The organism is Nocardia cyriacigeorgica (assembly GCF_029868385.1).
GTDB classification, from domain to species: Bacteria; Actinomycetota; Actinomycetes; order Mycobacteriales; family Mycobacteriaceae; genus Nocardia; species Nocardia cyriacigeorgica_F.
Genome location: NZ_JARWNX010000062.1, coordinates 272,270 through 296,849 on the forward strand (window position 1 = coordinate 272,270; position 24,580 = coordinate 296,849).

The 24,580-nt window shown below is 67.3% G+C and carries 20 protein-coding genes and 1 riboswitch; of the genes, 10 read left to right on the forward strand and 10 right to left on the reverse strand.

Going from position 1 to position 24,580, the window contains the following annotated elements; genetic code table 11:
* Positions 1–46 precede the first annotated feature (46 nt).
* Genes QH168_RS24085 through QH168_RS24095 form a run of 3 tightly spaced genes read left to right on the forward strand, consistent with a single transcriptional unit; the run spans position 47 to position 7,407 of the window.
* Complete coding sequence (locus QH168_RS24085) at positions 47–1,624, forward strand: TIGR02677 family protein (protein ID WP_280467904.1); 1,578 nt, start codon at positions 47–49, stop codon at positions 1,622–1,624.
* Positions 1,621–3,066, forward strand: a complete 1,446-nt coding sequence (locus tag QH168_RS24090) for a TIGR02678 family protein (RefSeq protein WP_280467905.1) — start codon at positions 1,621–1,623, stop codon at positions 3,064–3,066. Before QH168_RS24085 ends, QH168_RS24090 begins: the two co-directional genes overlap by 4 nt.
* A complete protein-coding gene (locus tag QH168_RS24095; protein ID WP_280467906.1) occupies positions 3,067–7,407 on the forward strand; it encodes an SbcC/MukB-like Walker B domain-containing protein in 4,341 nt (1,446 codons plus the stop codon). It begins immediately after the preceding gene.
* Positions 7,408–7,649: 242 nt separating this feature from the next.
* Here the strand turns inward: QH168_RS24095 and QH168_RS24100 are convergent, their stop codons facing one another.
* From QH168_RS24100 to QH168_RS24115, 4 genes are all read right to left on the reverse strand, one after another.
* Positions 7,650–8,462: an ABC transporter ATP-binding protein gene (locus tag QH168_RS24100; protein WP_432421161.1), complete on the reverse strand. Its 813-nt coding sequence runs from the start codon at positions 8,460–8,462 to the stop codon at positions 7,650–7,652.
* A complete protein-coding gene (locus QH168_RS24105) occupies positions 8,455–9,273 on the reverse strand; it encodes an ABC transporter permease (protein WP_280467907.1) in 819 nt (272 codons plus the stop codon). Before QH168_RS24105 ends, QH168_RS24100 begins: the two co-directional genes overlap by 8 nt.
* The gene (locus tag QH168_RS24110; RefSeq protein ID WP_280467908.1) at positions 9,251–10,267 is read right to left on the reverse strand and encodes an ABC transporter substrate-binding protein; all 1,017 of its coding nucleotides are present in this window, start codon (positions 10,265–10,267) and stop codon (positions 9,251–9,253) included. Before QH168_RS24110 ends, QH168_RS24105 begins: the two co-directional genes overlap by 23 nt.
* Entirely contained in the window at positions 10,264–10,968 is a 705-nt protein-coding gene (locus QH168_RS24115; RefSeq protein ID WP_280467910.1) for a TenA family protein, read from the reverse strand. Before QH168_RS24115 ends, QH168_RS24110 begins: the two co-directional genes overlap by 4 nt.
* Positions 10,962–11,058, reverse strand: a riboswitch (TPP riboswitch). It overlaps the preceding gene by 7 nt.
* A gap of 183 nt (positions 11,059–11,241) precedes the next feature.
* On the opposite strand from QH168_RS24115, the gene QH168_RS24120 reads away from it, so the two are divergent.
* Positions 11,242–13,059, forward strand: coding sequence for an ABC transporter ATP-binding protein (locus QH168_RS24120; protein WP_280467912.1), 1,818 nt, complete (start codon positions 11,242–11,244; stop codon positions 13,057–13,059).
* Positions 13,056–14,792 carry an ABC transporter ATP-binding protein gene (locus QH168_RS24125; protein ID WP_280467913.1) on the forward strand — a complete coding sequence of 579 codons (1,737 nt, stop codon included), beginning with the start codon at positions 13,056–13,058 and terminating at the stop codon, positions 14,790–14,792. The genes QH168_RS24120 and QH168_RS24125 overlap by 4 nt, the downstream gene beginning before the upstream one ends.
* 78 nt (positions 14,793–14,870) lie before the next feature.
* On the opposite strand, the gene QH168_RS24130 is transcribed toward QH168_RS24125, so the two are convergent.
* From QH168_RS24130 to QH168_RS24140, 3 genes are all read right to left on the reverse strand, one after another.
* Entirely contained in the window at positions 14,871–16,226 is a 1,356-nt protein-coding gene (locus QH168_RS24130) for a cytochrome P450 (RefSeq protein ID WP_280467915.1), read from the reverse strand.
* A 349-nt stretch (positions 16,227–16,575) separates the two neighbouring features.
* Positions 16,576–17,415 carry an SAM-dependent methyltransferase gene (locus QH168_RS24135; protein ID WP_280467917.1) on the reverse strand — a complete coding sequence of 280 codons (840 nt, stop codon included), beginning with the start codon at positions 17,413–17,415 and terminating at the stop codon, positions 16,576–16,578.
* A gap of 111 nt (positions 17,416–17,526) precedes the next feature.
* A complete protein-coding gene (locus QH168_RS24140; RefSeq protein ID WP_280467918.1) occupies positions 17,527–17,706 on the reverse strand; it encodes a hypothetical protein in 180 nt (59 codons plus the stop codon).
* A gap of 977 nt (positions 17,707–18,683) precedes the next feature.
* On the opposite strand from QH168_RS24140, the gene QH168_RS24145 reads away from it, so the two are divergent.
* The 4 genes from QH168_RS24145 (at position 18,684) to rox (ending at position 22,585) form a co-directional block, all read left to right on the forward strand.
* Complete coding sequence (locus QH168_RS24145; RefSeq protein ID WP_280467919.1) at positions 18,684–19,508, forward strand: hypothetical protein; 825 nt, start codon at positions 18,684–18,686, stop codon at positions 19,506–19,508.
* Positions 19,505–20,155: an HD domain-containing protein gene (locus QH168_RS24150; RefSeq protein WP_280467921.1), complete on the forward strand. Its 651-nt coding sequence runs from the start codon at positions 19,505–19,507 to the stop codon at positions 20,153–20,155. Before QH168_RS24145 ends, QH168_RS24150 begins: the two co-directional genes overlap by 4 nt.
* Positions 20,156–20,220: 65 nt before the next feature.
* Positions 20,221–20,685, forward strand: coding sequence for a pyridoxamine 5'-phosphate oxidase family protein (locus QH168_RS24155; RefSeq protein WP_280467922.1), 465 nt, complete (start codon positions 20,221–20,223; stop codon positions 20,683–20,685).
* A 472-nt stretch (positions 20,686–21,157) separates the two neighbouring features.
* Positions 21,158–22,585 carry a rifampin monooxygenase gene (gene rox, locus QH168_RS24160; RefSeq protein WP_280467924.1) on the forward strand — a complete coding sequence of 476 codons (1,428 nt, stop codon included), beginning with the start codon at positions 21,158–21,160 and terminating at the stop codon, positions 22,583–22,585.
* Between the two features lie 59 nt (positions 22,586–22,644).
* Here the strand turns inward: rox and QH168_RS24165 are convergent, their stop codons facing one another.
* The 3 genes from QH168_RS24165 to QH168_RS24175 are packed head-to-tail and all read right to left on the reverse strand — an operon-like array spanning position 22,645 to position 23,855.
* A complete protein-coding gene (locus QH168_RS24165) occupies positions 22,645–23,124 on the reverse strand; it encodes an ankyrin repeat domain-containing protein (protein ID WP_280467926.1) in 480 nt (159 codons plus the stop codon).
* A 40-nt stretch (positions 23,125–23,164) separates the two neighbouring features.
* The gene (locus QH168_RS24170) at positions 23,165–23,452 is read right to left on the reverse strand and encodes a DUF1905 domain-containing protein (RefSeq protein WP_280467928.1); all 288 of its coding nucleotides are present in this window, start codon (positions 23,450–23,452) and stop codon (positions 23,165–23,167) included.
* A 22-nt stretch (positions 23,453–23,474) separates the two neighbouring features.
* Positions 23,475–23,855 carry a DUF1761 family protein gene (locus tag QH168_RS24175; RefSeq protein ID WP_280467930.1) on the reverse strand — a complete coding sequence of 127 codons (381 nt, stop codon included), beginning with the start codon at positions 23,853–23,855 and terminating at the stop codon, positions 23,475–23,477.
* Positions 23,856–23,931: 76 nt separating this feature from the next.
* Between QH168_RS24175 and QH168_RS24180 the strand changes: the two genes are divergently transcribed.
* The gene (locus QH168_RS24180; RefSeq protein ID WP_280467932.1) at positions 23,932–24,576 is read left to right on the forward strand and encodes a TetR/AcrR family transcriptional regulator; all 645 of its coding nucleotides are present in this window, start codon (positions 23,932–23,934) and stop codon (positions 24,574–24,576) included.
* Positions 24,577–24,580 lie beyond the last annotated feature (4 nt).

The following is a 24,580-nucleotide window of genomic DNA, read 5'->3' on the forward strand; positions in this document are numbered from 1 at the left end:
GGTTCATCGTGCCGGTAGCGACCGGCCCGCTATTACCCTGTTCCCGGTGACCGATTCCGCCGACGGCTCCCCGAGCACCGAACCCGCGTTCCGGGACGAGCGTCTTCGGCTGTTCTCGTTCGCCACCGCCGACAAGCGCGCCGACTACCTGCGCGTTCTCGACGCCTTCGATCGGGCGCGGGCCGCCTATGTGGTGTTGTTGCACGCCGACGACGTCGCCACCTGGATCGATGCCGCAGAACCGGCCGGTACCGCCGCCACGGTGCTCACCGCGGCGGAGATCGGCCCGCTGCTCGATCAGCTGCACCGCTGGGGTGTGCTCGAACGCAGCTATGACGGCTCCCGCGCGGCGACCCTGGCCGAATACCGCAACCGGCATTTCGTCTACCAGTTCGCCCAGGCCGGGTTCCAGGCCTATCGCGCCGTCGCCGGAGTGTTGGAAGCCCGGCTCGATGATGTGTCGCTGCCGCGGCTGGTACTGCCTGAGCTGCTGGCCGATCTGCACGCCCTCGCCGAGGCCAACCGCGGCGCCGACGCCGAGCGGGTCTACCGCACCCTGCGCAGGCTCGATATCGCGCTCACCGATATGGCCGGGCACGCGGCGCAGTTCTATCTGTCGCTGGGCGATCTGGTGCGTACGACCGAGATCACCCCGGAGGCTTTCCTCGCCCACAAGGACGCGCTGCTCGCGCATATGCGCGAATTCGGCCTCGATCTGGCCCGGTTCGCGCCGCGGCTGGCCGCCGCGATCCTCGCCGTCGAGGACACCGGTATCGATGAGCTGATCGAACGCGCCGCGGGCTGCGATGAGCGGGTGTTGTTGAGTCCGGCTCGGCGACGGGCGGATTGGCGTGCCCGCTGGGACGGTCTGCGCACCTGGTTCGTGCCGCCGGAGGACGCCGCGGGTGCGAGCACCGAGGCCGAACGGCTGCGTGAGGCGACCATGAGCGCGATCGCGGCGGTGCTGTCGTTGTTGCGGCGGGTCACCGAGACGCGCAGGGGCGGGGTGAGCCGGGAGTCGGCGCTGCGACATCTGGCGGCCTGGTTCACCGCCGCACCGACCGCCGACAGCGCGCACGCCCTCTTCGATGCCGTATTCGGGCTCGGCCGCCCGCGGCATCTGGCCACCGAACATCCCGACGCCGATATCGTGCCCGCGATCCGGTCCTGGTGGGAGGCACCACCATTGGAGATCTCGCGCACCCTCGCCGAGACCGGGCGACCACCGTCGGCCGGTGCGCCCGCCCGGATCCATCGCAATGACGCGGGTATTCGGCGGTTGCGGGAAGCCCAACTGGCGGCCCAGCGCGAACGCGCCGCGGCCGCCCGATCGCTGGCGGGGGCCGATGTGCACGATCGGGTGCTCGATCCACGCGAGACCGAGGTGCTGCTGCGGCTGCTCGACGCCGCCTCGACCGCGTGGGTGCCGGTCAGCGGGCGGGTCGGCGGTACCAGCGGGTCCGACAGCGGTGTCACGCTCACCGTGTCACCGCACAGCGGTTCCACCGTGGTCCGCACGGCCGCGGGGATGCTGCATCTGAACAATCGCAAACTGGAGGTCCGCCAGACCACCCGGGCCTCGGCGCGCAATGGCGCGACCGACGCCGAGGGGAGCCGGGTATGAGCAGGCGTATCGATGCGCTCGCGCTCGACAACTATCAGCGCGCGGCGCGCGTGATGCTGGCCAATCACCTGGTCACCCGCACCTATCCGGATCGCATCGCGCTTGCGCTGGTGCGGCGCTGGGCCACCGAGCTGCGCGAGGATCTCGCGGAGTTGTTCGGGTACCGGCTGGAGGTCACCGAGACCACGGCCAGGGTATTTCCGGTGCTGGACCGGCTGGATGCGAGCCGACCCGCCCGCACCACCGCAGACCGGGTCTTCGACCGCCGCCGCTATGCGTATCTGGCGCTGGCTCTGGCGGCGCTGGGGCGGGCCGGTGATCAGATCACCCTGTCCGAGCTGGCCGATCAGGTGTCGGTGTACACCGCGCAGTTGGACGGACTCGATCTGGCGACCGACCGGGCCGCCGACCGTGATGGCTTCGTCGACGCGGTCGGGTGGCTGGCGACGCGTGGGGCGCTCACCTTGGCCGACGGCGATGCCAGCGGCTGGGCCTCGGACCCGACCGCGGGTGAGGCGCTCTACGATATCGATCGCGCCGTGGTGTTCGCCCTGTTCCGGCCGCCCCGAGCATTGCAGCATCTGCACAGCGTGCACGGGTTGCTCGGAGAATCCGACGGCCCCGGCCCGGCATCGACCCGTCATGCGGTGGCGGCGCGTTCGGTGCGACGGGCGCTGGTCGAGCGGCCTGTGGTGTATGCCGCCGATCTCGGGCCCGACGAATCGCCGCTGCTGACCCAGGATCGGCTCATCGCCGAGGTGGAGCTGTTCACCGGTCTGCGGGCCGAACGCCGCGCGGAGGGTGTCGCGTTGATCGATACCTCCGGACGGTTGTCCGATGTCCGGTTCCCAGGTACCGGGACGCTCGCGCAGGTCGGGTTGCTGCTCGCGGGTGAGATCGCCGACCGGGTCCTCGATATCGACGATCCGGTGCTGCGCCGCACGGGCGACCCCGAGTCCGAGTCGGCGCTGGCCGACGAGTTGGACGCCGCGATCCCGCAGTCGTCGGTCTTCGAACCTCTGAGCGAACTCGATTCGGTACCAATCGGATTCGAGGAGACCGCGGCCGAACCGGACCCGGTTCCCGACTACCCGTTCCTCGACACCGCCTGGATCGATGACACCGTCCGCGCGCTCGCCGACCGCTACGGCGCGACCTTCGCTGCCCAGTGGCAGGCCGACGTGCCTGGGCTCACCGCCGAGGTCGTCGCATTGCTCGAACGGCTCCGGTTGGTGGTCTGCGTGCCCGACGGGCTGCTGGTGCTACCCGCGTTGGCACGCTACCGAGGGGCTGTGGTGACGGTGCGCGCGAAGAAATCGGCCGAGCTGTTCGTCACCGCTGCGGAAACCTTCGGGGCCGCCGACGAGGACGCAGCCACCACCGACGACCGACGTCACCCGGAACCCGTGCTGGACACGGCCGGTAGGGAAGGAGCCGAGTAGATGTCGCTCATTCATGGCGGGGTGCGGTTCGTGCCGACCCGCGCGGGGATCGTGAACCTGTGGGACTACCGCGATCAGGAGTTCTGTTTCGCCGACGGCAGGTTGGTGCTGCGCGGACCCAACGGTTCCGGTAAGACCAAGGCGCTCGAGGTGCTGTTCCCATTCGTGCTCGACGGCCGGATCGAGCCGCGGCGGCTCAACCCGTTCGCCGGTGAAGAACGCACCATGAAGTCGAATCTGCTGTATCGCAAACAGGATTCGGCCTACTCCTATGTGTGGATGGAGTTCGCGCGCGGCCGCTGGGACGATCCGGAGGTGGTGACGGTCGGGATCGGTATGCGGGCCACACGCTCCTCGGACAAGGTGACGCGCTGGTACTTCGTCGCCGACGGTCGGGTGGGCGTCGATTTCTCCCTGCTCGGGCCCGACGATCGGCCGTTCACCCGCAAACAGCTGGCCGAGCAGATCGGCTCGGACGCCATCGTCGATCGTCCGGTGGAGTACCGGGCCGCGATCGACGCCCGTATGTTCGGCCTCGGCACTCAACGCTACGACCAGCTCATCAACCTCATCCTCACCCTGCGCCGCCCGCAGCTGGCCAAGAACCTCGATCCGCGCGGGCTCTCCCAGGCGTTGACCGACGGATTGCGGCCGCTCGACGATCAGCTGATCATGGACGCCGCCCGCTCGTTCAGCGATATGGAGGAGGTCGGGCGCACACTCGCCGGACTGGTCGAGGCCGACAGCGCAACCAGGGACTTCGTGGCCGTGTACCGCAAATATCTTGCGATACAGGCCAAGACCGATGTCGAGCAGGTGGCCGCCCGGCTGGACGCCGTCACGCATGCGAGCACCGCGTTGTTCGCGGCGACGGCGCTGCGGGAGCGTCGCGAGGGTGAACGCACCGCGGCCGAGGCGCGCGCCGATGACGCCGATCGCGCCTACGAACAGGCCATCGCCGACCGGGAGACCTTGCAACGCTCCAGCGCCTATGAGGGCAAACAGCAGCTCGACGATCTCGCCGACGCGGTCCGCCGGTTGGAGACCTCCGCCAGCGCGCATCGTGACAAGTCGGTCAAGGCCGCCCAAACGCTCGATCAACGCGCGCAGGAGGCCGAACGTGCCGCGGCGGCCGTCGCCACCACCGCGGCGGCGCTCGCCCGCGGTGAGGACGAATTGCGCGCGGCCGCCGAAGAAGCTGGCATCACATGGGCTCCACTGCCGGATATGTCGCGGGCCGAGCAGCTGACGGTCGCGGTGCGCGGCCATGCCGAGGAACGCGATGCCGATGTGCGCGCGGTGCGTCAGGCACTCGGCCTGCTCGATACCGCCTCCGCCGAGCGGAGCAGGGCCGAACGCCTCGCCGATCGCGCCCGCACCGCCCGCGATGCGGCGGCCGCCGAGATCGCCGGTGCGGAGGCCGCGGTCGGTGTCGCGCGCGGCGAAGCGAGTGCCGCGCTGCGGCACTGGTGGTCGACGCATCGCGAGGTGTACGGCGCCGAGGGGAACGAGATCGTCGACGCGCTGGAGACGGCGCTCGCGCGGACCGGCATCGATGAGGTCGCCGGTCTGCCGGAAATCCTCGCCGAACACGCCGAACCGCTGCTGGACGCACTGCGCACCCGCCGCCAGGAGGCCAAGGCCCGCGTGGCGGCGGCCGATCAGCAGCTCCGCGAACTTGCTGCCGAACAGACGCAGGTCGCCGCACAGCGCGACGATGCCCCACCGCCCTCCCCCACCCGGACCGACTCCCGCGCCGATCGGCCGGGCGGTCCCCTCTGGCAGCTCGTCTGTTTCGCCGACGATGTCCCCGCCGAGGACGCTGCGGGTATCGAAGCGGCGCTGGCCGCGGCCGGTCTGCTCGACGCGTGGATCTGCGCCGACGCCGACCGCCCCGCCGACCACGACTCCGAGGCCTACCTCGTCCCGCTGCCCGTCGATGCGCGCCCGACCGGCCGCACTCTCGCCGATGTGCTCGTCGTGGAGGAGGGATCGGCGGAACTCGCGGTGCCCCACACGGATGTCGCCGCGGTGCTGGCCTCGATCGCAGTGGTGGACTCGGGATCCGATATCGCGCACACTGCCGGGTTCGCCTCGAGCGGCGACGGCGGACCTCGGGCATCCGGCGACGGCCGAGCCGAGAGGTCTGCGCTCGACAGCCACATACCGACCACCACGGGTGCAACTGATCCCATGCACACGGGTTCGCAGACCGGAGTCGGATCGGGCGGGGCGGTCTGCACCTCCGGCCATTTCCGGATCGGCGTACAACTCGGTCGGCACCGCAAACCGCATGCCGAGTTCATCGGCGCCACCGCACGTGCACGCCGCCGGGAACTGCGGATCGCGGAACTGGATCAGGCGATCGGCACCGCCACCGCCGCACAGCAGGCCGCCGCCGACGACGAACGCGACGCCGCCGACCGGTTGACTCGGATCGGCGCCGCCGCCAAAGCGCTGCCGCGCCCCACCGGTGTGACCGCCGCCCTGCGTGCGGTCGCCGAATGCGCGGGCATGCTGCGGTCCAAGACCGAGGCCGCGACCCAGGCCGAGGCCGATCTCGACCACGCGGTGACGCAGGTGTCGGCCGCGGAGAAGGCGGTGCGCACGGCCGCCGCCGCCCACCGGACCCCACGCGACCCGCGTGAGATCGATGCCCTCGCCGCCGCGATCCGGCATTTCGAGAACACCGGCACCGGGCTGCTGCGTCTGCGCACCGAACACGAGCGCGATCGGGAACGCGAACGCGAGGCGGGCGACCGGCATGCCGAGGCGCGCGATCTCGCCGAGGCGTTCGCCGAGGAGGCCGAAGCCGCGCGCGCCGGGTTCGAGGAGCAGTCCCGCAAACTGGAGACACTGCGCGAATCGCTCGGTGCCAGCGCCGCCGATATCGATCGGGACCTGGAGCAGGCCCGCGAGCGCATCGACGCGGCGCGGGCCGAGCAGAAGGCGGCACGCAAGGCCGCCAATACCGCCATCGAAGCGGTCGGCGACGCGGAGGCCGCCTACCGCACCGCGCACGAGTCGCTGGGCACCGCGCTGACCGAAGTGCTCGCCGATGTGCGCGCACTGGCGCCTTACGCGCAGCCCGATCTGCTCGCGCTGCTGGGCGCGAATACCGAATGTCGTTGGCCGAGCAGCGATGCCGCCTGGTCCACGCCGGATCAGCTGCTGTATCGGATCGCCTCGGCCGGACCGGAATCCGAGCCGCGGGTGCTGCCCGACGAGGTGGCCGAACTCTTCGCCGAACTGCGCACCGCCACGGAATCGGTGCGGGCCACCGAAGCGGGCCGTAAATCCACCCGCAGCGCGGTCACCACGGCACTTCAGGAATTCGATGCCGCGCTGGCGGCTTCGGGCCGCGACTATCGCGTGCACTGGGACGCCGCCGACGGGCTCACCGTGGTGCGCGTCCACGACGACCACGGTGTGGCCGCGCTCGCGGATTTCGCGCATCGGGTCGATGCCGCGCGCCGCGATCAGGAGCTACTACTCACCGACGCCGAACGCCGCATTCTCGAAGACGCCCTGCTGACCGGCCTCGCCCAGCAGATCCACGAACGCACCAGCGATGCCCGCGATCTGATCGGCCGGATGAGTGCCGAGATGAAACAGCGGCGCATGTCCTCGGGTAACACCATCGGCGTGCACTGGCTGCTGGCCGACGGCTTGTCCGAGGCCGCGCGGGCGATGTGCAAACTGCTCGACCGCGACACCGCCGCACTCGGCGCCGAGGATCTGGCCGCCATCCGGGCCCATTTCGCCGCCGAGATCCGCGCCGCCCGCGCTGCCCATCCGGAACGCTCCTATCCCGAAATCCTCGCCGCCACCCTGGATTACCGCACCTGGCGGGTGTTCTCGTTCACCCTGATCTCCGGTGACGGCTCCGAGGACCGGCTGACCGTCGCCCGCCACAGCGCCCTCTCGGGCGGTGAACAGTCGGTCTCCCTGCATCTGCCGCTGTTCGCCGCCGCCCACGTCATGCTCGATTCCGCCGACCCGCAGGCGCCCCGGCTGCTCGCCCTCGACGAGGCGTTCGCCGGTGTCGACGACAACGGCCGCAGCGAACTACTCGGCCTCAGCGTGCAATTCGACCTCGATCTGTTCATGACCGGCTACGACCTCTGGATCACCTACCCCCACGTCCCCGCCTGCGCCCACTACGATCTCGCCCACTCCACCGCCGAGAACACCGTCAGCGCCACCCTGCTGGTCTGGGACACCGGCGACCTGCTGGCCGAACACGACGGCACCGACCTCACCACCGCCCTGCACTCCCCCAACCGCCGCCGCTTACCCCATTCGATCCACGGCGGGCTCGCATTGGAATCGGTGGGCTGAGCGGCACCGGAGTTGCTTACTCGGCCGACAGCGCTCGGTCCGCTGCCGATTCCGAGTGGGGAACGCCTACTCGCGCCAGACGGACGATCGGGTTGGGTGCGGATTTCCGGTGCACGCCATCGGTGATCCGCGAGACAGATGCTCGCACCACATGGCGTAAACGCGCGCAGCATGCGATCGCCTGCGTTCACCGCCCAACGGCACCACCTCGACCTACCTGGTGTCAGACAGCGGATACCCGCTCATGACGGTGTGTGGGTCTTCTGTTCGGCGAACGCCCGGCGCGATTCCTCGTGCAGGATTTCGAGGAGTTCCTGCTCCAGCGCGACGAATTCGGGTGCGGTGATCGTCGACAGGTCGCGTGGTCGTGGGAGGTCGACGCGCACTTCGTGGCGCACGGTGGCGGGGCGGGCCGACAGCACGATCACGCGGTCGGACAGGTAGACGGCCTCGCGGATGTCGTGGGTGATCATCAGGACCGTCCACCGGTACCGCTGCCACACCTGCTGCAACCAGGACTGCATCTCGGTGCGGGTCAACGAGTCGAGCGCGCCGAAGGGTTCGTCCAGCAGCAGCACGTCACGTTCCTGGACGACGGTCCGCAGCAGCGCGGCCCGCTGCCGCATACCACCCGACAGCTGCGCGGGCCTGGCGTTCTCGAACCCGGCCAATCCGAACACCGGGAACAGCTCGCGAGCGCGGCGGCGGGCCTGCGACTTGGGCACGCCCTGCACCTGTAAGCCGAGCATGGTGTTGTCGAGGATGGTCCGCCAGGGGAACAGCAGGTCCTTCTGCGGCATATAGGCGCAGTGCGCGGCCGGGCTGTTGTCAGCGGTGGCGTGGAAGTGGACGGCGCCCGCATCGGGGGATTCGAGTCCGGCGAGCATGTTGAACACGGTGCTCTTCCCGCATCCGCTCGGCCCGATGACGCTCACGAACTCACCCGATCCGACCGTGAACGAGACCCCGCCCAGCACTGCGAGATCCGGGCTACGCCGCCCGTGCCCGGGAAAGGACTTCCTGAGCCCGTCCACGACGAGCCGGTCGTCAACCACGGCCGCCCCTGTTCTCCGCGAGCGCCCATGGCGCGATCAGGCGTTCGATCACGAACGTCGCCAGATACAGTACGATGCTCAGCAGCGCGGTCACCAGCACCGCCGCCAGCACCAGGTCGGTGCGGAACGAATTCTTCTGCAAGCTCATGTAGATGCCGAGGCCCTCACTGGCGCCGACATACTCGGCGAACACCGCACCCACCACCGCGTAGGTGATCCCGATCCGCAGCGCGGTGAAGAATCGCGGCACCGCCGAGGGCAACCGCACGTACCGGAACACCTGCACCCGCGAGGCACCCATGCTCCGCAACAGCGCGCCCGCCTCCCGGTCGGCGGCAGCGAACCCTTCGATCAGGCCGATCGCCATCGGGAAGAAGGTCACCAGCGACACCACCAGGATCTTCGGCAGCAGCCCGAACCCGAACCAGATGATCATCAACGGCGCGATCGCCACGATCGGCACGGTCTGCGAGGCCACGAACAGCGGCACGAACGCGCGCCGCAACCACGGGGAGAAGTCCACGATGATCGCCAGCGTCCAGGCCAGCGTCAGTGAGACCGCGAATCCGATCAGCGTCACCTGCAAGGTGGCGGCGGCGTGGGTGCCGATCTCGTCACGATGCGCCCACCCCTGTCGCAGTACCCGCAGCGGCGAAGGCAGCACCTGCGGGCGGACGCCGCTGGTGGTGACGTAGATCTGCCAGACGGCGACCAGCACCGCCACCGTCACGACCGACGGTACGGCCCACCGGATGCCACCGGAGCGGACCGGCCCGTCTACGGCGATGTCACGGGGTGGTGAGGTATTCATTGGTGAAATAGCTCGACCAGTCGGGTTCGGTGGCCAGCGGTGCACCATCGGGCCCGTTCAGCAGGCCGCCGCGATACAGGAATCCGGAGTTGGCCGCCCACTGCGCCGAGGTCTGGCCGCCCACTCGGCCGTCGGCGTCCTTCATGAACTGCTCGGCCAGCATCCGCTGACTCTCGAAGACCAACGACTCGTCGTTGAACGCGCCCGGATTGGCGTCGATCAGGTCCTGCGCCGCCGCGTCGGGGTTGTCGGCGGCGAACTGGTAGCCGCGTTGCAGTGCCTGCACGAACTGTCGCGCGCGGTCGGGGTTCGCGGCGAGCCAGTCCTCATTGGCGTCGATGACGATGGCGTACGCGTCGGGGAACCCGAAATCGGTGTAGCGGAAGTACTTCATGGGCGTGCCGTGGTGCTCGGCCTCGATGCCTTCCCACGCCAGATAGGAGACGGTGAAGTCGGCGTTACCGGAGTACACCGCCTCGTACGCCGACGATCCCAGCATCACCGAGGTGAAATCGCCGGTGCCGCCATCGTTCCGAATGACTTGTTGCAGCGCTTCTTTCTCGCCCGGGTCGCCGAACCCCGCGTAGGTCTTGCCGTCCAAGTCCTTCGGGCTCGCGATATCGGCACGGTCGGCGCGCACGCCGATGCCGGTCGCCCAATGCTGGAGCGGTGCGAGCACCGATTTCGTGCGTGCGCCCGCCGCACGGGCGAAAGTGGACGAATTATGTGTGCTGATACCGAATTCCGCGTTCCCGGCATCGATCACGGTGTCGACCGCGGTGTTGTTGTACGGCAGAATCTGCACGTCGAGGCCCGCTTCGGCGAAGAAGCCCCGCTGCATCGCGACGTAGAGCCCGGAGTGGTTGGTGTTGGGCGTCCAGTCCAGCGCGAAGCGGATCGTCTCGTCGGAGCCACCCGATCCGCAGGCGGTGAGCGTCGACACCGTGGCGACAGCGGCGACGACGACCGCGAGCGCGCGGCGTAGGCCGTTCATCCGGCGGGCCAGGGCTGCGGATGCAGGGCGGTGTCCCAGAACATCAACTCGTACCGGGTGGCGAGGGTGAATGCCGCGGCCATCGCCTCCCGCTCACGGCCGGTCGCCGACTCGGCGGCCGCGTCCACCAGCGAGCGGGCCGTGGCGGCGGATTTCTGGAAGTCCTCGGCGCCATAGGTGGTGACCCACCGCGCGTACGGGTGGTCCGGGTCGGCGGCGACCACCTGCGCGGCGCTCTCGGCCAGATCGCGACCCACCTCGGCATAGATCCAGAAGCAGGGCAGCGCCGCGGCCGCCCCCACCGCGTACGGCTCGGTGGCGGCCGTGGCGATCAGATACGACACATAGGCCAGACACGTCTGCGAATGCTCCGGCGCACCCTCGCGCGGCGGCAGCGCGCCCCCGGTGAGCAACTCGTCGTGCATGGCCGATTCCACGGCGGCGGCGGTGGCCGACGAGTTCGCCCAGAACGCGGCGGTCTGCGGATCGGGCGCTTTCGACGCCAGAATGGCCAGCGCCTTCGAGTACCCGGTCAGATACAGCGAATCCTGTTCGATGTAGGTGCGGAACACCTCGGGCGGCAGGGTGCCGTCGCCGAGTCGCCGCAGGAATTCCAGGTCGTCGATCGCGACCCGGAGAACCTTCGTCCGGTCCCAGAGTTGGTCGGTGAACCGACCCGTATTCGTCGTAGGGGCGTGCAACGCCGTGACATCCCTTCGTCAGCATTACCTGAACAGGTTCGCCGGGTGTGTTCTCAGCCTCGCGGTAGCGAAGCACCCCGTGTCCGACGACCGACCATAGCAGTGCCTATCCGGACGAAGGGGACCTACATCCGGGCTCGACCGCCGCGCGCGGTTCGGGAAGTGCCGCGTGTCACAGTAGAACTCCATCATTAGGCAAGGCTTTCCTGCATTCGAGCGAACTGGATAGACTGCCCGTGACTACCCGCCCGAACGATGCGTAGGGGTTCCTCTGTGCCCGAAGACAGCCTGACCGGCGACCGTCCCGAGACGGTCGCCGACCCGAAACAGGCCAGACAAGCCGAGAAGACGGCGCGCAACGCGGTGCTCGCGCCGGTGCGCGGGCGGCTGGCGATCGCCAGCGCGATCGTGTTCGTCTCCGCGGTGTGCGCGGTGCTGCCGTTCGTGCTGATCGTCGAGGCCGCTCGGCGGCTCCTCGACGGCGACACCACCGATGTGTGGCAGCCGGTGCTGGTGGCGCTGATCCTGCTCGGCCTGCGCGGCATGCTGTATTCCGGCGCGCTGCTGTGGACCCACGTCATCGACGCCGACAACCAGCTGCATCTGCGGCAGTCGCTGGCCGACAAGCTGCGCCGGGTGCCACTCGGCTGGTTCGGGGCCCGCACCTCGGGTGAGGTCAAAAAACTCCTCCAGGACGATGTGGAGGCCATCCACTATCTGGTCGCGCACGCGCAGATGGAGTTCACCGCGGCGATCGTGACGCCCATCCTGACGCTCGGCTACCTGTTCCTGGTGGACTGGCGGCTCGCGCTCGCACTGCTGGCGCCGCTGGCCCTGTACGGGGTGGCGCTCGGAGCGATGATGGGCCGCAACTACGACGAGAAGATGCGCGAATACACCGAGTGGGAGAAGCGCTCGGAGTCGGCGACGGTCGAATTCGTCGACGGCATCCAGGTGGTGCGCGCGTTCGGCCAGGCCCGTCGCGCCCACGTGCGCTACCGGGAGGCGGTGGAGGGATTCGCCGACTATTTCAAGGCGTGGGCAACGCCGATGACGCGGATCGAGGCGGCGGCCGGTCTGCTGCTCAATCCGGTGTTCCTCATGGTGGTGGTGCTCGCCGTGGGCCTGCCACTGATCTCGGGCGGTATGTCCGCGATCGATCTGCTGCCGTTCCTGCTGCTCGGTCTCGGGCTCGGCACGACGGTGCTCACGGTCGGCTATTCGGCGCAGTCGCTGCGCCAGGCCGACGCGGCGTGCCTGCGACTGTACGAGCAGTGGCAGGTCGCGGAGCTGGAGCAGATCGACGCGACCACGACCGAAGCCGTGGAGCCGGGAACGGTCCGATTCGAGGATGTGCAGTTCGGCTACCACGAGGGCCACGATGTGCTGAAGGGCGTCACGGCGACGCTGCGTCCTGGCACCATCACGGCGCTGGTCGGGCCGAGCGGTTCCGGCAAGTCGACCATGGCGAAACTGCTACCGCGCTTCCACGACGTCACGCGCGGACGCGTCACCATCGGTGGCCGCGATATCCGCTCGATGCCACAGGAAGACCTGTACCGCCAGGTGTCGTTCGTGTTCCAGGATGTGCGCCTGCTGCACGACACGGTGCGCGCGAACCTGGCGCTGGCACGGCCCGCCGCCAGCGACGAGGAGATCGAGCGCGTCGCGCGAGCCGCCCAGATCCACGAACGCATCCTGGCACTCCCGCGCGGCTACGACTCCGTGATCGGCGAGGACGCCCGGCTGTCCGGCGGTGAGGCGCAACGACTCTCGATCGCCCGAGCGCTGCTGGCCGATGCACCGATCCTGGTGCTCGACGAAGCGACCGCGTTCGCCGATCCGGAATCGGAGGCCGCGATCCAGGACGCCCTGGCCGAACTCGTGGCCGGACGCACCGTGCTGGTGATCGCGCATCGCCTGCACACCATCACCGGCGTCGACGAACTGCTCGTCCTCGAGGACGGCAAGCTGGTCGAGCAGGGCACACATGACGAATTGCTCGCGGCGGGCGGCACCTACCGCGGGCTGTGGGACGCGAATGAGGCCGCGGTCCGTGATCTCGGCGAAATCGAGGGAGCTGCACGATGATCGGCCAGATCACCCGCCTGGTGCCCGAAGAGCACCGGCCACTGCTCCCCCGCTACGGCACGGCGCTGATCGTGCTCTCGATCGCGCAGGGCATCGCCTACGTTTTGCTCGCGCCCCTGCTCGAGGACGTGTTCGCGGATCGTCTCGACCGCGCGGGCTGGTGGCTCGCCGGAATCGTGGCCGCCTATCTGGTGGTCGCCGTCGCGAGTTTCCTGCAAGCGCAGATCGGCCTGCGCATCGGCGTCGCGCTGATGCGGCATTTGCAGATGCGCCTCGGCGATCATCTGGGTGCCATGCCGCTCGGCGCTTTCGGTCCGTCCACCTCGGGTCAGGCCTCGCGTTTGATCACCTCCAGCACGCGTGAGGTGATGGGCGTGTTCGCGCATCTGCTCACCCCGCTGGTCACCGCCGTGCTGGTGCCCGCGACCGTCGCCGTCGGCATGCTGTTCATCGACTGGCGGATCTCGCTGGCGATGGTGGCGAGCGCGCCGGTGCTCTACTTCGTGAACAAATGGGGCGGATCGCTCTACGCGCACGCCACCGTGGGCCAGCATCAAGCTGCCGCCGAGGCCAACTCCCGCGTCATCGAGTTCGCTCAGGCGCAGCCGGTGCTGCGCGCTTTCGGTGCCGACGACTCCGGCACCGAGTCGCTGCGGGCGGCGCTGCGCGAACAGGGCCGCGCCACCACGCGCTCCATCTGGGCGTCGGTGCCCGGACTGGTGATCTTCTCCTTCGTGGTGCAGCTGACGTTCATTCCGCTGGTGTGGCTGGTGATCTCGCTGTCGACGTCGGGCGATATCTCGGTGCCGGTCGCGATCGCGTTGATCGCCGTCAGCTCCCGGTTCGTCGAGCCGCTCAATCAGGCCGCCGAACTGTCGACCGCCATCCGTCGCGCCATGGTCGCGGTGAACAAGATCAACAAGTTCCTCGACACCCCGGTGGTCGCCGAGCCCGCGGAGCCCACGGAACCGGCCGACTCCGGCATCCGGTTCGACGATGTCACCTTCGGCTATCGGGCCGACAACACCGTGTTGAACGGCGTGTCGTTCGAAGCCCCCGCCGGGACCACCACCGCGATCGTCGGACCGAGCGGTGCGGGCAAGACCACGGTGCTGCGACTGGCCGCCCGGTTCTACGACGCGGACCGCGGCCGTATCGCGCTCGGCGACCGCGACGTACGCGAGCTGACCTCGGAGTCACTGCTGAATCAGGTCTCGCTCGTCTTCCAGGACGTGTACCTGTTCGATCAGACGGTCCTGGACAACATCCGCGTGGGCCGTCCCGATGCCACCGACGAGGAAGTGCTCCAGGCCGCCCGCACCGCGCGGGTCGACGAGATCGCCGCGCGGCTCCCCGAGGGGTGGGACACCAGGGTCGGCGAGGGCGGCACCGCATTGTCGGGCGGCGAGCGTCAACGTATCTCGATCGCGCGGGCCCTGCTCAAGAACGCCCCCGTGGTGCTCCTCGACGAGGCGACCAGCGCCCTGGACCCGCAGAACGAGGCCGCCGTGGTGCGCGGTATCCGCGAACTCACCCAGGGCAAGACGGTGCTCGTGGTTGCCCATCGCCTGCCCACCATCCGCCACGCCGACCAGATCCTCTTCCTCGATGAGGGCGGGATCGTGGAACGCGGTACGCACGACGAGCTGCTCGAAGCCGGTGGGCGGTATGCGGCGTTCTGGTCCGAACGCACCCGGGCGGCCGGGTGGCGGCTCACCGCCGCACGGGGCTGAGGTCGCTTCGTAGCCATACCGAAATCCCCTGGGGCGGCGGCATGCGCTGCCGCCCCGGGGGATTTTTGGTCGGTCCGGTCAGCGGCGTCGTCGGTACCGCACGGTGCACGGGCCAGCGGGCCATTTGGTGACACCCGCACCGGAAACCGGCTTCGGCATCCCGTGCACCAGCTCCAATTCGAATTCCGCGACCAGACGCGCCACGATGATCAGCATTTCCAGATGCGCGAAATGCGTGCCGAGGCAACGGTGGGCACCCGCACCGAAACCGATGAGCGAACCCCGCGCCGATTTTCCACCGGGTTGGGAATACCGGTCCGGCCAATACGCCTCGGTCGCTTCCGGAAAGGCTTCCCGGAGTCGGTGGCTGATGGCCGGGCTGGTGAAGACGAACGCGCCGCGCGGGATCGTATAGCCGTCGATGTCCAGTTCTTGCTGTGCCTGCCGGGCGAGGATATAGGCCACCGGATGCAGTCGCTCGGTTTCGTGCAGGCAGTCGTAGGTGAACTGCATGCCCCTGACGCCCGCCAGGTCCACCCGGTCGGCGGCCAGCAATCGCTCGGCTTCGGCCCGCACGCGACGTAGTTCCGAGGGATGTTCGATGAGATCGGCCAAGGCCCAAGCCACATGGCCGGTGGTGGTCTCGTGCCCCGCCCAGCAGAACAAGAGCACGAAATTGATCAGCACATCGTCGGGCACGCGGGTGCCGTCCGCGTACCTGGATTCGACCAGACTCTGCAAGAAATCCGGCGGGTCCAGCGGAGCGCGCCGCCGCTCACCGATCATGTCACCGAGCGATTGCTGGAGCCGGTCGCGGGCGCGATTGCTCCTGACGGTGCGCGGGAGGGGCAGCCAGTCGGGAAGGAAAAAGCCCATCCCCATACTGAATTTGCGGAATTCCTCGAAGAAATCTCCGGCCACCAGATCATCGGCGATCGCGGGCCCCAGAAAAGCGTGGGCCGCGATACGCATGACCAGGGGACCGAACTCCTCGGTCAGATCGAACTCGCCGTGCTCGCCAAGCGATTCGACGAACCGGGCGGCCTCCTGGTCCATGACCCGGACGTAGTCGGCGATCTGCGCGCCCTGGAACCGGGGAAGCACCACTTCCCGCTGCTTCTTCCATTGTTCGACACCGCCCATGAAATAGAACTCCGGGCCGAACATGCGCGTGAAGAACGGATAGGCGTCCGAGATCGACAGGCGCTTGTCGGTCTCCTTGAAGAAGAAATCACTGTTGCGCTTGCCGAGCAGCACGACCACATCGGCGCCCGGCATCGCGAGCTGAAAGATATTGCCGTGCTGGCGCTGCCCCCGCCAGAGCACCCGCTCCGGAGCCAGGAGGAACTCGGGCAGATGACCGACGAGCGGCTGTTTCCCGGAGACCACAGGTGGGGGTGCCGAGGATATTTTCGTCTGCTGAAGCGTGGTCATGGCGTATGCGCGGACCTTTCTCACCTACCGACACCAAGCATTGGCCCAACCGACCAGTCGGTTTAGCCGAGAAGCATAAACGAGATCCGAGATTCCGCCACCGGAAGAGATCGCGGTCGCGGGCACCGGCGTCGACAGCCGTCTCGGGGCGCCGCGTTGCGAACGCGTGCGCGTGATTCACATTGGTGGACAAAGCTTCCGGAAATGCAAGCCGTACGAGACAGCAGATAGCATTCCAGGCAAAAGAACACAATTCCCCATCCCTGGAAAGCTCTCCACGACCTGCCGGCTGTCGAGGTCGGTGCCAGCGACCACAACGGACGGGGATCCGTCGCCCTTGACGAGGGCATCAGTTCCTCCGTGCGAGTCCGCCGAGCATCAGTCGCTCCTCGGGATGCCGCTCGCGGACCTGCGGTCCCATCGGCCACCAGTCGTCGAGTTCCACCATTCCGGGTTCCACCATCTCCAGATCACCGAAGTAGGCGGCGATCTGGTCCGTGGTGCGGTACCAGCCCGACCCGAGTCCCCTCTCGACGAACTGTCGTTCGACCCGGATAGCGAGGTCGGCGAGTTGCGAGCCGTCGTTCGGGTTCCAGAAGTGGGTGAGGCCCACGTACGACCCGACCGGAAGAGCGTCGATGTACTGGCGCATGATCGCGGCAGGATCGAGGGCGTCGTCCACGTGGTGCAGGATGCCGCACATGATCAGCCCGATCGGCCTGGCCCGGTCGAGGTACCGAATGATCTCGTCGTTGGCGAGCAGCGTGTCCGGCTCGAGCAGATCCGCGGCAACGAAGTGGGTGTACTCGTTCTGCTCGAGCAGCACCCGACCGTGCGCGTTGCACACCGGATCGTTATCGACATAGACGACCACGGCCTCCGGATTCGTGCTCTGCACGACCTCGTGAGTGTTGCCCACCGTGGGCAGACCAGCGCCGATATCGAGGAACTGGTCGATCCCGACCTCACCCGCCAGATACCGGACGACTCGATGCAGCCACCGCCGATTCATCCTGGACACGTCGCGCTGCCGAGGCGCGATACGCAGAATCATCTCGAACGCCGCACGGTCGACATCGTAATTGTCCTTGCCACCGAGACTGAAGTCGTAGACGCGGGCGATGCTCGCTCGGGTGGTGTCCAGGCCGACCGGGTCGCGGACTCCGGTGAGGGGTGTGGGTGTGGTCATGTCTCCTCAATGCGTGTGGTGGGGATGGCTGCCGCGATCAGCTCTGCGGCGGCAGCACCGCCTCTCGGCGGCCGACACAGCAGACGGCTCCTTGCGAGGTGATCGGGTGCGTCAGGGTTCGAGGTAGAGGCGTTCGGCGGGTAGCCGGGCCAACCCTGCTGCGCTGCCGTGGATCACGGCCACTGCGTTGGGGTGGTGGCGAATCTGCCACTCCTGCACGAAGATCAGCGCGGCCGTCAGACAGGCCGCGAAGTCCATGCGGACGCCATACAGATTCACCGAAAGGTGCACGTCCGGTTCATCGCATCGAGGGGAAGCCCGCGCGCCGATCATCGAGTTCACGTCCGGACCTGCTGTGCGTACTCCATGGCCACGGTGTAGCGGGGACAACCGTGGTGATCGGCATGGACAGCCATCACCTGGTGCGCGTGCGCGTAGCTACGTATCGGAACATCGACACGACAACCCGCCCGGTCATCGAGCGCCCGGAGCCCGTCGAGCGTGCGCTGTATCAGGTTTCGATCACGGCTGTGCCAGGTCTGGAGTGTGTCGTGCATAGCTCGGCTGGCCGGTACTCGGACCGGAAGCCTTTGCGGCCCTTTATTCATCGCTGTGCACCTTGCCCGTGGTTGGAGCACAAGCGTCCTTTGCACTCGGCAATACCCTCGGCCGACAACGGCAGCGGAATCCCGGCGCGCTGGCTAAGCTCAACCGCGCGTGGTACACCATCTGTGGCGTCTCGACATCTGGATCATCGCCATCCATAATCCAGTCCATTTCTGCCTCTCTGTCTGGTTCGAGCATGGTCCGCTGCTCGTGTGGTCCTGGATCGCCAACGCGGGCTTGCGGTATCAGCTTTCGTCACTCGTTTCGCGATCAGATGACGTCGAGCCGACGCCAATGCGATGCTGGACCGGACTGGCTTCTGTTGTTCTCGGCTCCACCCGACGGTATGCCGCGGCCAGCGATATCGGGACTCATCACGAATGGGACTTTCGGCCAGATGAGAGGCTTGAATGGCGCTTGAAACTCACAGCACACCCATCGCCGATGGGGGCGCCCTGGACGGACGTGTCTCGGGTGCCGTACTCGCTGCGATCAGGAGGCAACTCGAACTCAGCCAAGAGTCACTGGCCGGATCGCTGGATGTGGGGGTTAAGACTGTTGGGGCCTGGGAGCAGGGGCGGAATCCTTTGATACGGTTGCCGTTCTCTCGGTTGAGGCAGTTGAGCCGTACACTCTTGACGCTGGGTGCTAGCTCGGAGGCTGTGGCTGCGTTCGAGACTGCTCTATCCGTCGATGAAATCTTGTCCGGCCTGGATGAACGTGACCCGAGACGGCATCCGTTGGGCCTCACCGTGCCGGACAGGGCCACTACCGAGATGCTTATGTGGCCGCTGACAGGTGTAGTTCCTCGCCAATTGGCCGAGATGCCTGTAGGCCTACATATCCCTTCCGGTCAACGCGCCGACGCCGTCAGCATTCTGCGAACGCTGGCTGAATCCACAGGTGCAGACGACCAAAGCGCAATGTTGCGGCGGCAGGCAGTTTTTCTCGTCGCTTCCCACGACGCCGCGCACAACTCACCAGATAACTGGGCTGCCGAACAGATCAAAAAACAGGTCACCGCAGCCGATCTCCGACAATGGTCACCGGAGTGGGCGGTAGCGCGCTCAGCCGCTATTCGATCGGCCAGCGTCGGTGAACCAGAATCTCTGTATCGGTTCGTTGCCGAAGGAATGAACGATCCCGACTGCGTGCTGGCGAATCTCCGATACTGGGCGTATTGGGTGGGTGAATACAACGCGCTGTGGACCTCCGACGCCGATATGATCAGGCCGAAATGCGACGGCTGGTCTGGAGAGTTGCTGCTGCCGTCGCTTCTGTCCGGCGTGATCAGTGCACCATATCGGGAGTTGTGCGCCCATACGTTGTGGACGCTCGCTCGCGCACGACGACCATTGGTCACACATCCGAGATGGGCTTCGGTCATCTCTACTACTGTCGATGAGGTCACCTCAGGTGACAGCCTCACCGCGCGTGCGCGGCAGCTCTTGGAACAGGTCCACTATCTCGTTGGGAGTCCGGAATGAGCATTGACGCCGACAGCGCAGCTGAAACGATCACCTTCGCCTACGAACTCGGCTACTTGAAGTCGCTCCCCAGGGCTGGATGGTTGCGTGCCGGGATCACCGATGGTGAATCCGTTGCGGCGCATTCGTGGCGGGTGGCAGTGCTGGCGTTCGCGCTCGCGGTGGCGGAGGGCGGCGACCCGGAGCGCGCGGCGGTGCTCGGCATATTCCACGACATCCCGGAAACTCGTTACGGTGACGTACAAGCGTCGGGCAAGGCGTACGTCACCCAGGTCCCGGCCGGTGAGGTTGTGGCCGATCAAACCGCAGGTCTGCCAGAGGAACTGGCCGAGCGTATCCGCTCGGCGGTAGCCGAACACGAATCCGCCAAACAGCCCGGCGCCAGTGTCGAAGCGCTCTGCTCGCGGGATGCCGACAAGCTGGATCTGTTGATCACCGCTCGTGAATATCAGGAAGCCGGGCGCGGTGCGGCATCGATGGATCGATTCATTCGCAGCATGATCCCCCTGATCACCACCGCGACGGGTAAGGCACTGGCCGAGGCGGCGCTGACCGTACCGCCGACCGCGTGGTGGGACGAGTTCGCCAGGAAGTTCGGCACCCCGGCCGCCGCCGAACGGCCGAACCGCGCATCATCGGGTCGGTGAGGAAAATAGTTCGGCCCCTGTCGTTGACACGGCGGACCAGGCACTACCGACTCTGAAAGCAGGGCATGCGCGTGGATGAACGGGCGATTCTTGAGGAATATGTCTCCGGTGGAAAGTTGATGCAGCTGTCCACAATTGACGAAAGCGGTGGTCCTCGGGTGTGCAGTGTCTGGTACATCGTGGAGTTCCGTCCGGACCGGTTGTGGTTTCTGTCGCGGCAGGATCGGGAGCATTCCCGCAATATCCGCCGCAATCCGTTGGTGGCGGGCGCGATCATCGATATTCCTGTGCGGGAACTCGGGCAGGTCGCACGCGGTGTGTCTTTCTCCGGGCATGCGCGCGAACTACCCGGCACAGGAGTGGATGATCGGGCGCGGGCGTTCGCCGCTCGTTGGCCGCGGGCCGCTCCGGTGGTGGCGGCCATGCCGGAGGGTGCGTCGCGGTTGTATGAAATAGCGGTCGACGAGTGGGTGCTGTTCGACGAGGAGAACTATCGCGGCGATCCGCGCCGGGTCATTCCAGGACGCTGAATTCAACAGCGCAGCGCCATCGACAACTCACCCGAACGATGCGTCGCCTGCCGCCCTCTTTCGACACTCCCGCACCGGCCCGCGAGGAGATCATCGAAGAGAGCTGGAGGCCGGGCATGAGCAATCCGATTCGGCTGTACCTGTCGATGTCGCTCGACGGCTGTATCGCCGGTCTGGACGATCGCCCGGGCCGAGAACTCGGACGCGGCGCTGGCTCGACCACCGGGAATCCGACGGTCCCAGCGGGCAGATCTATCGCGAGGCGCTGGCGACCGGTGCGTTGATCTCCGGCCCCGGACCGACTCGGCGAGCCTTCCCTTCGACATATTTCGCTTGCGGGCGAACCGGGGATTCCGCACAGTATGCGGTGGATGCCAGAACCTGCGGAAATTCAGAAATCAGCGAGGCAGCACCCGGCGACGGACAGGCGTGGCGACCGGGTGACCGAGAATTACGCGCGAATGGGTGGTTCATGTTCGATGTGATCATTGCCGGGTGCGGGCCGACCGGTGCGATGCTGGCCGCCGAACTGCGGCTGCACGATGTGCGGGTGCTCGTCGTGGAGAAGGACACCGAGCCCGTGTCGTTCGTGCGCATCGTCAGTCTGCATATGCGCAGTCTCGAGTTGATGGCGATGCGCGGGCTCTTGGATCGGCTTCTCGAACGCGGAAGGCGGCGTCCGGTGGGCGGCATCTTCGCCGCCATCCCCGCACCCGCGCCCGCGGGCCTCGATTCCGGATACTCCTATCTGCTCGGCATCCCGAAACCGGTCATCGAGCATGTGCTCGAAGAACACGCGGTCGCATTGGGTGCGCAGGTCCGGCGCGGTTGTGCGGTGGACGGTTTCGAGCAGGACGACGACGGGGTGACCGTCGAGCTGGCCGACGGGCAACAGCTGCGGTCGCGTTACCTCGTCGGCTGTGACGGCGCGCGGAGTACGGTGCGCGCACTGCTCGGCGTCGGGTTCCCCGGCGAGCCCGCCCGAAACGACACGCTGATGGGCGAGATGGAAGTGGGTGTCTCGCAGGCCGAAATCGCTGCCACGATGGCCGAACTCGGCGAGACCGATAGGCGATTCGGTATCCGGCCCTTCGGTGAAGGGATCTACAGCGTCGTGGTCCCGGCCGCGGACGTCAGTGAGGACCGCACCCGACCTCCCACCCTGGAGGATTTCGCACAGCAGTTACGCGCTACCTTCGGAACCGATTTCGGCGTGCACTCCCCGCGCTGGATGTCCCGCTTCGGTAACGCCACCCGGCTGGCCGAGCGCTATCGGGTCGGCCGGGTGCTACTGGCCGGTGATGCGGCGCATATCCACCCGCCCATCGGTGGTCAGGGCCTCAACCTGGGCGTTCAGGACGCGGTCAACCTCGGCTGGAAGCTGGCGGCACAGGTCCGCGGCTGGGCACCGGGCACCTTGCTGGACACCTACCAGACCGAACGTCATCCGGTCGCCGCCGACGTACTGGACAACACCCGCGCCCAAACGGAACTGCTGTCCACCGAGCCCGGCGCGCGGGCCGTGCGTAAGTTGATCACCGAACTGATGGCCTTCGACGAGGTGAACCGATACCTGATCGAGAAGATCACCGCGATCGACGTCCGCTACGATTTCGGCCCCGGCCCCGACCTGCTCGGCCGCCGCCTACCCGATATCGACCTCAAACAGGGCCACCTCTACGACCGGCTACATCACGGCCGCGGCCTACTTCTCGACCGCACTGAACGCCTGACCGTCGAGGCCTGGCCTGACCGAGTCGACCTCATCACCGACCCCGATGCGGCACTGGATGCCCCGGCCGTCCTGCTACGCCCCGACGGCCACGTCGCCTGGCTCGGCGAACACCAGCCCGACCTCGACGACCATCTCACCCGCTGGTTCGGCAAGCCCGCCAACTGATTCCACCCGACTCGTTCGAGTTCGGCGCCGTGCGTGGATCGGCTGCCGTCGAAAGCGATCTACTGGTCGAGCAACCGGAGTATCTCCGCGGTGTTTTCCGTTGGACGCATCATGGCCAGCTCTCTCGGCGTTTTTCCGCTCCAGCGGTCGGCCTGCGGCCCCATCCGAACCTCGACCCGCGCTCCCGCTTGCAGGAGGGCTCGGACGCACTCGGGCGAACCACGGTCGGCGGCTACGCACAGCGGTGGCCAACCGGTTGGCAGATCTGGGTTCATGCCATGGTCGAGCAACAACCGCACGGTCTTGGCATGGCCCTTCCCCGCGGCCTTCGACAGCGCAATCGGCTCCGCTTCGATGCCCTGGGCGAGCAAGTAGGCGACGATCTCGGTCCTACCCCACTCTGCGGCCCAGCTGAGTAGCGTCCCTGCGGGCGTGGTGATCTTCGCCAGGTCGACACCGGCTTCGTGGGCGCGCCGCACGTCGTCGACGGTGCCACGGACAACAGTCATAACGAGATCGAACCGTTCCGCATCGAGCACCGCATCAGTATGCCGCACCCCGGCTTTCGTGCAGATCGACTCAGTTCAAACGTTCGGTCAGCCGGATGGTGACCTCGTCGCCATCGGTCTTTCCGATGCGGCGGCGGATGGCGGCGGCGACGGGGAGTTTGTGGGTGCCGTCGCCGAGTGCCATGAAGGATGAGGTGAACGCGACGCCGTCCACGGTTCCGGTGACCTTGACCAGGCCTCGGGTGCCGAAGATCTGTGCCGAGTCCGGGAGTTGCACGCAGGTCCATGTGTCGCCCTCCCTGACTTTTCCGAGGACGGCGGTGAAGGTGATGTCGATCGGTCCTTGCGTGGTGGACATGGGAGGCTCCCGTCGGGTGGGGTCAGAGGAACAGTCCGAGCACTACACCGCTGACGACCAGTTTGAGGACCCAGTCGGTCATATGCACCAGGGCGGTCGGAATCGGCACGTTCTCGTGGACGATGGCGCCGGTGAGGATGGTCACCGGAAGTATCGCCACGATCGCGCCGAGGGCCGCTCCGGCGGCGACTCCGTGGCGATCACCGGCAATGAGCAGCGCGGCCAGCACCGCGGCCGCGAGCAGACCACGTAACAGCACGAACGCCATCTGCACCGGCAGGCCGAGCCCGGGACGCGGAGTGCTGGTCCGTGACACCAGCGCGGCGATCGGGGGCGCCGCGTACAGCACCGCGCTGAGGACGAACGAGACGATCGCCGCGACGACGACACCTGCAACGACCATGGTCAACTCCTTCAGTACGGTGCAGTACTCAATCTAGGGAGCGACTTTGGTACTGTCAAGTACTAAAGTAGGCGATATGAACAATGTAGGTGGGCGTCGCGGCCGACCGCCCGGTAAGTCGGGCACCGAATTGCTGGCCGTCGCCCGTGAGGTATTCCTGGAGCGCGGATTCGCGGGATCGACCATGGACGAAGTCGCCGCGCGGGCAGGGATTTCCAAAGCTTCGCTCTACCGCGAACACCCGTCGAAAACCGAGCTGTTCTCCGCCGTCGTGGCGCAGTGGGCGAACGCGGGACGTCATGCCATGCGGCCCGCCCTCGAACGACTCGAGGCCGCCGAGGATGTCCGTGAGGGCCTGCTCGCCTGGGCACGAACCCTGCTGGCGGGCGTGCTCTCCCCCACCGTGGTGGAGATGCGCCGACTGGTCACCGCCGAGGCCGCCCGCCAGCCCGAGGTCGGGGCAACCTATCTACACAAGAGCTGGATCAGAAACATCGGCGACCTCGCCACAACACTCGAGACCCTCGACGCCCGCGGCCTGCTACGCATCCCCGACCCGGAGGCAGCCGCGGAACAACTCACCTGGTTGATCGTCGGCGCCCCGCTGAATGCCCGGATGCTCGATGCCACAGCCACGCCCACCGACACCGTCGACGCGGCGATCGACCTGTTCCTGGCCGCCCATCACCAGGGTTCGACCACAGAGGAGCCGACCGGGTGACGGG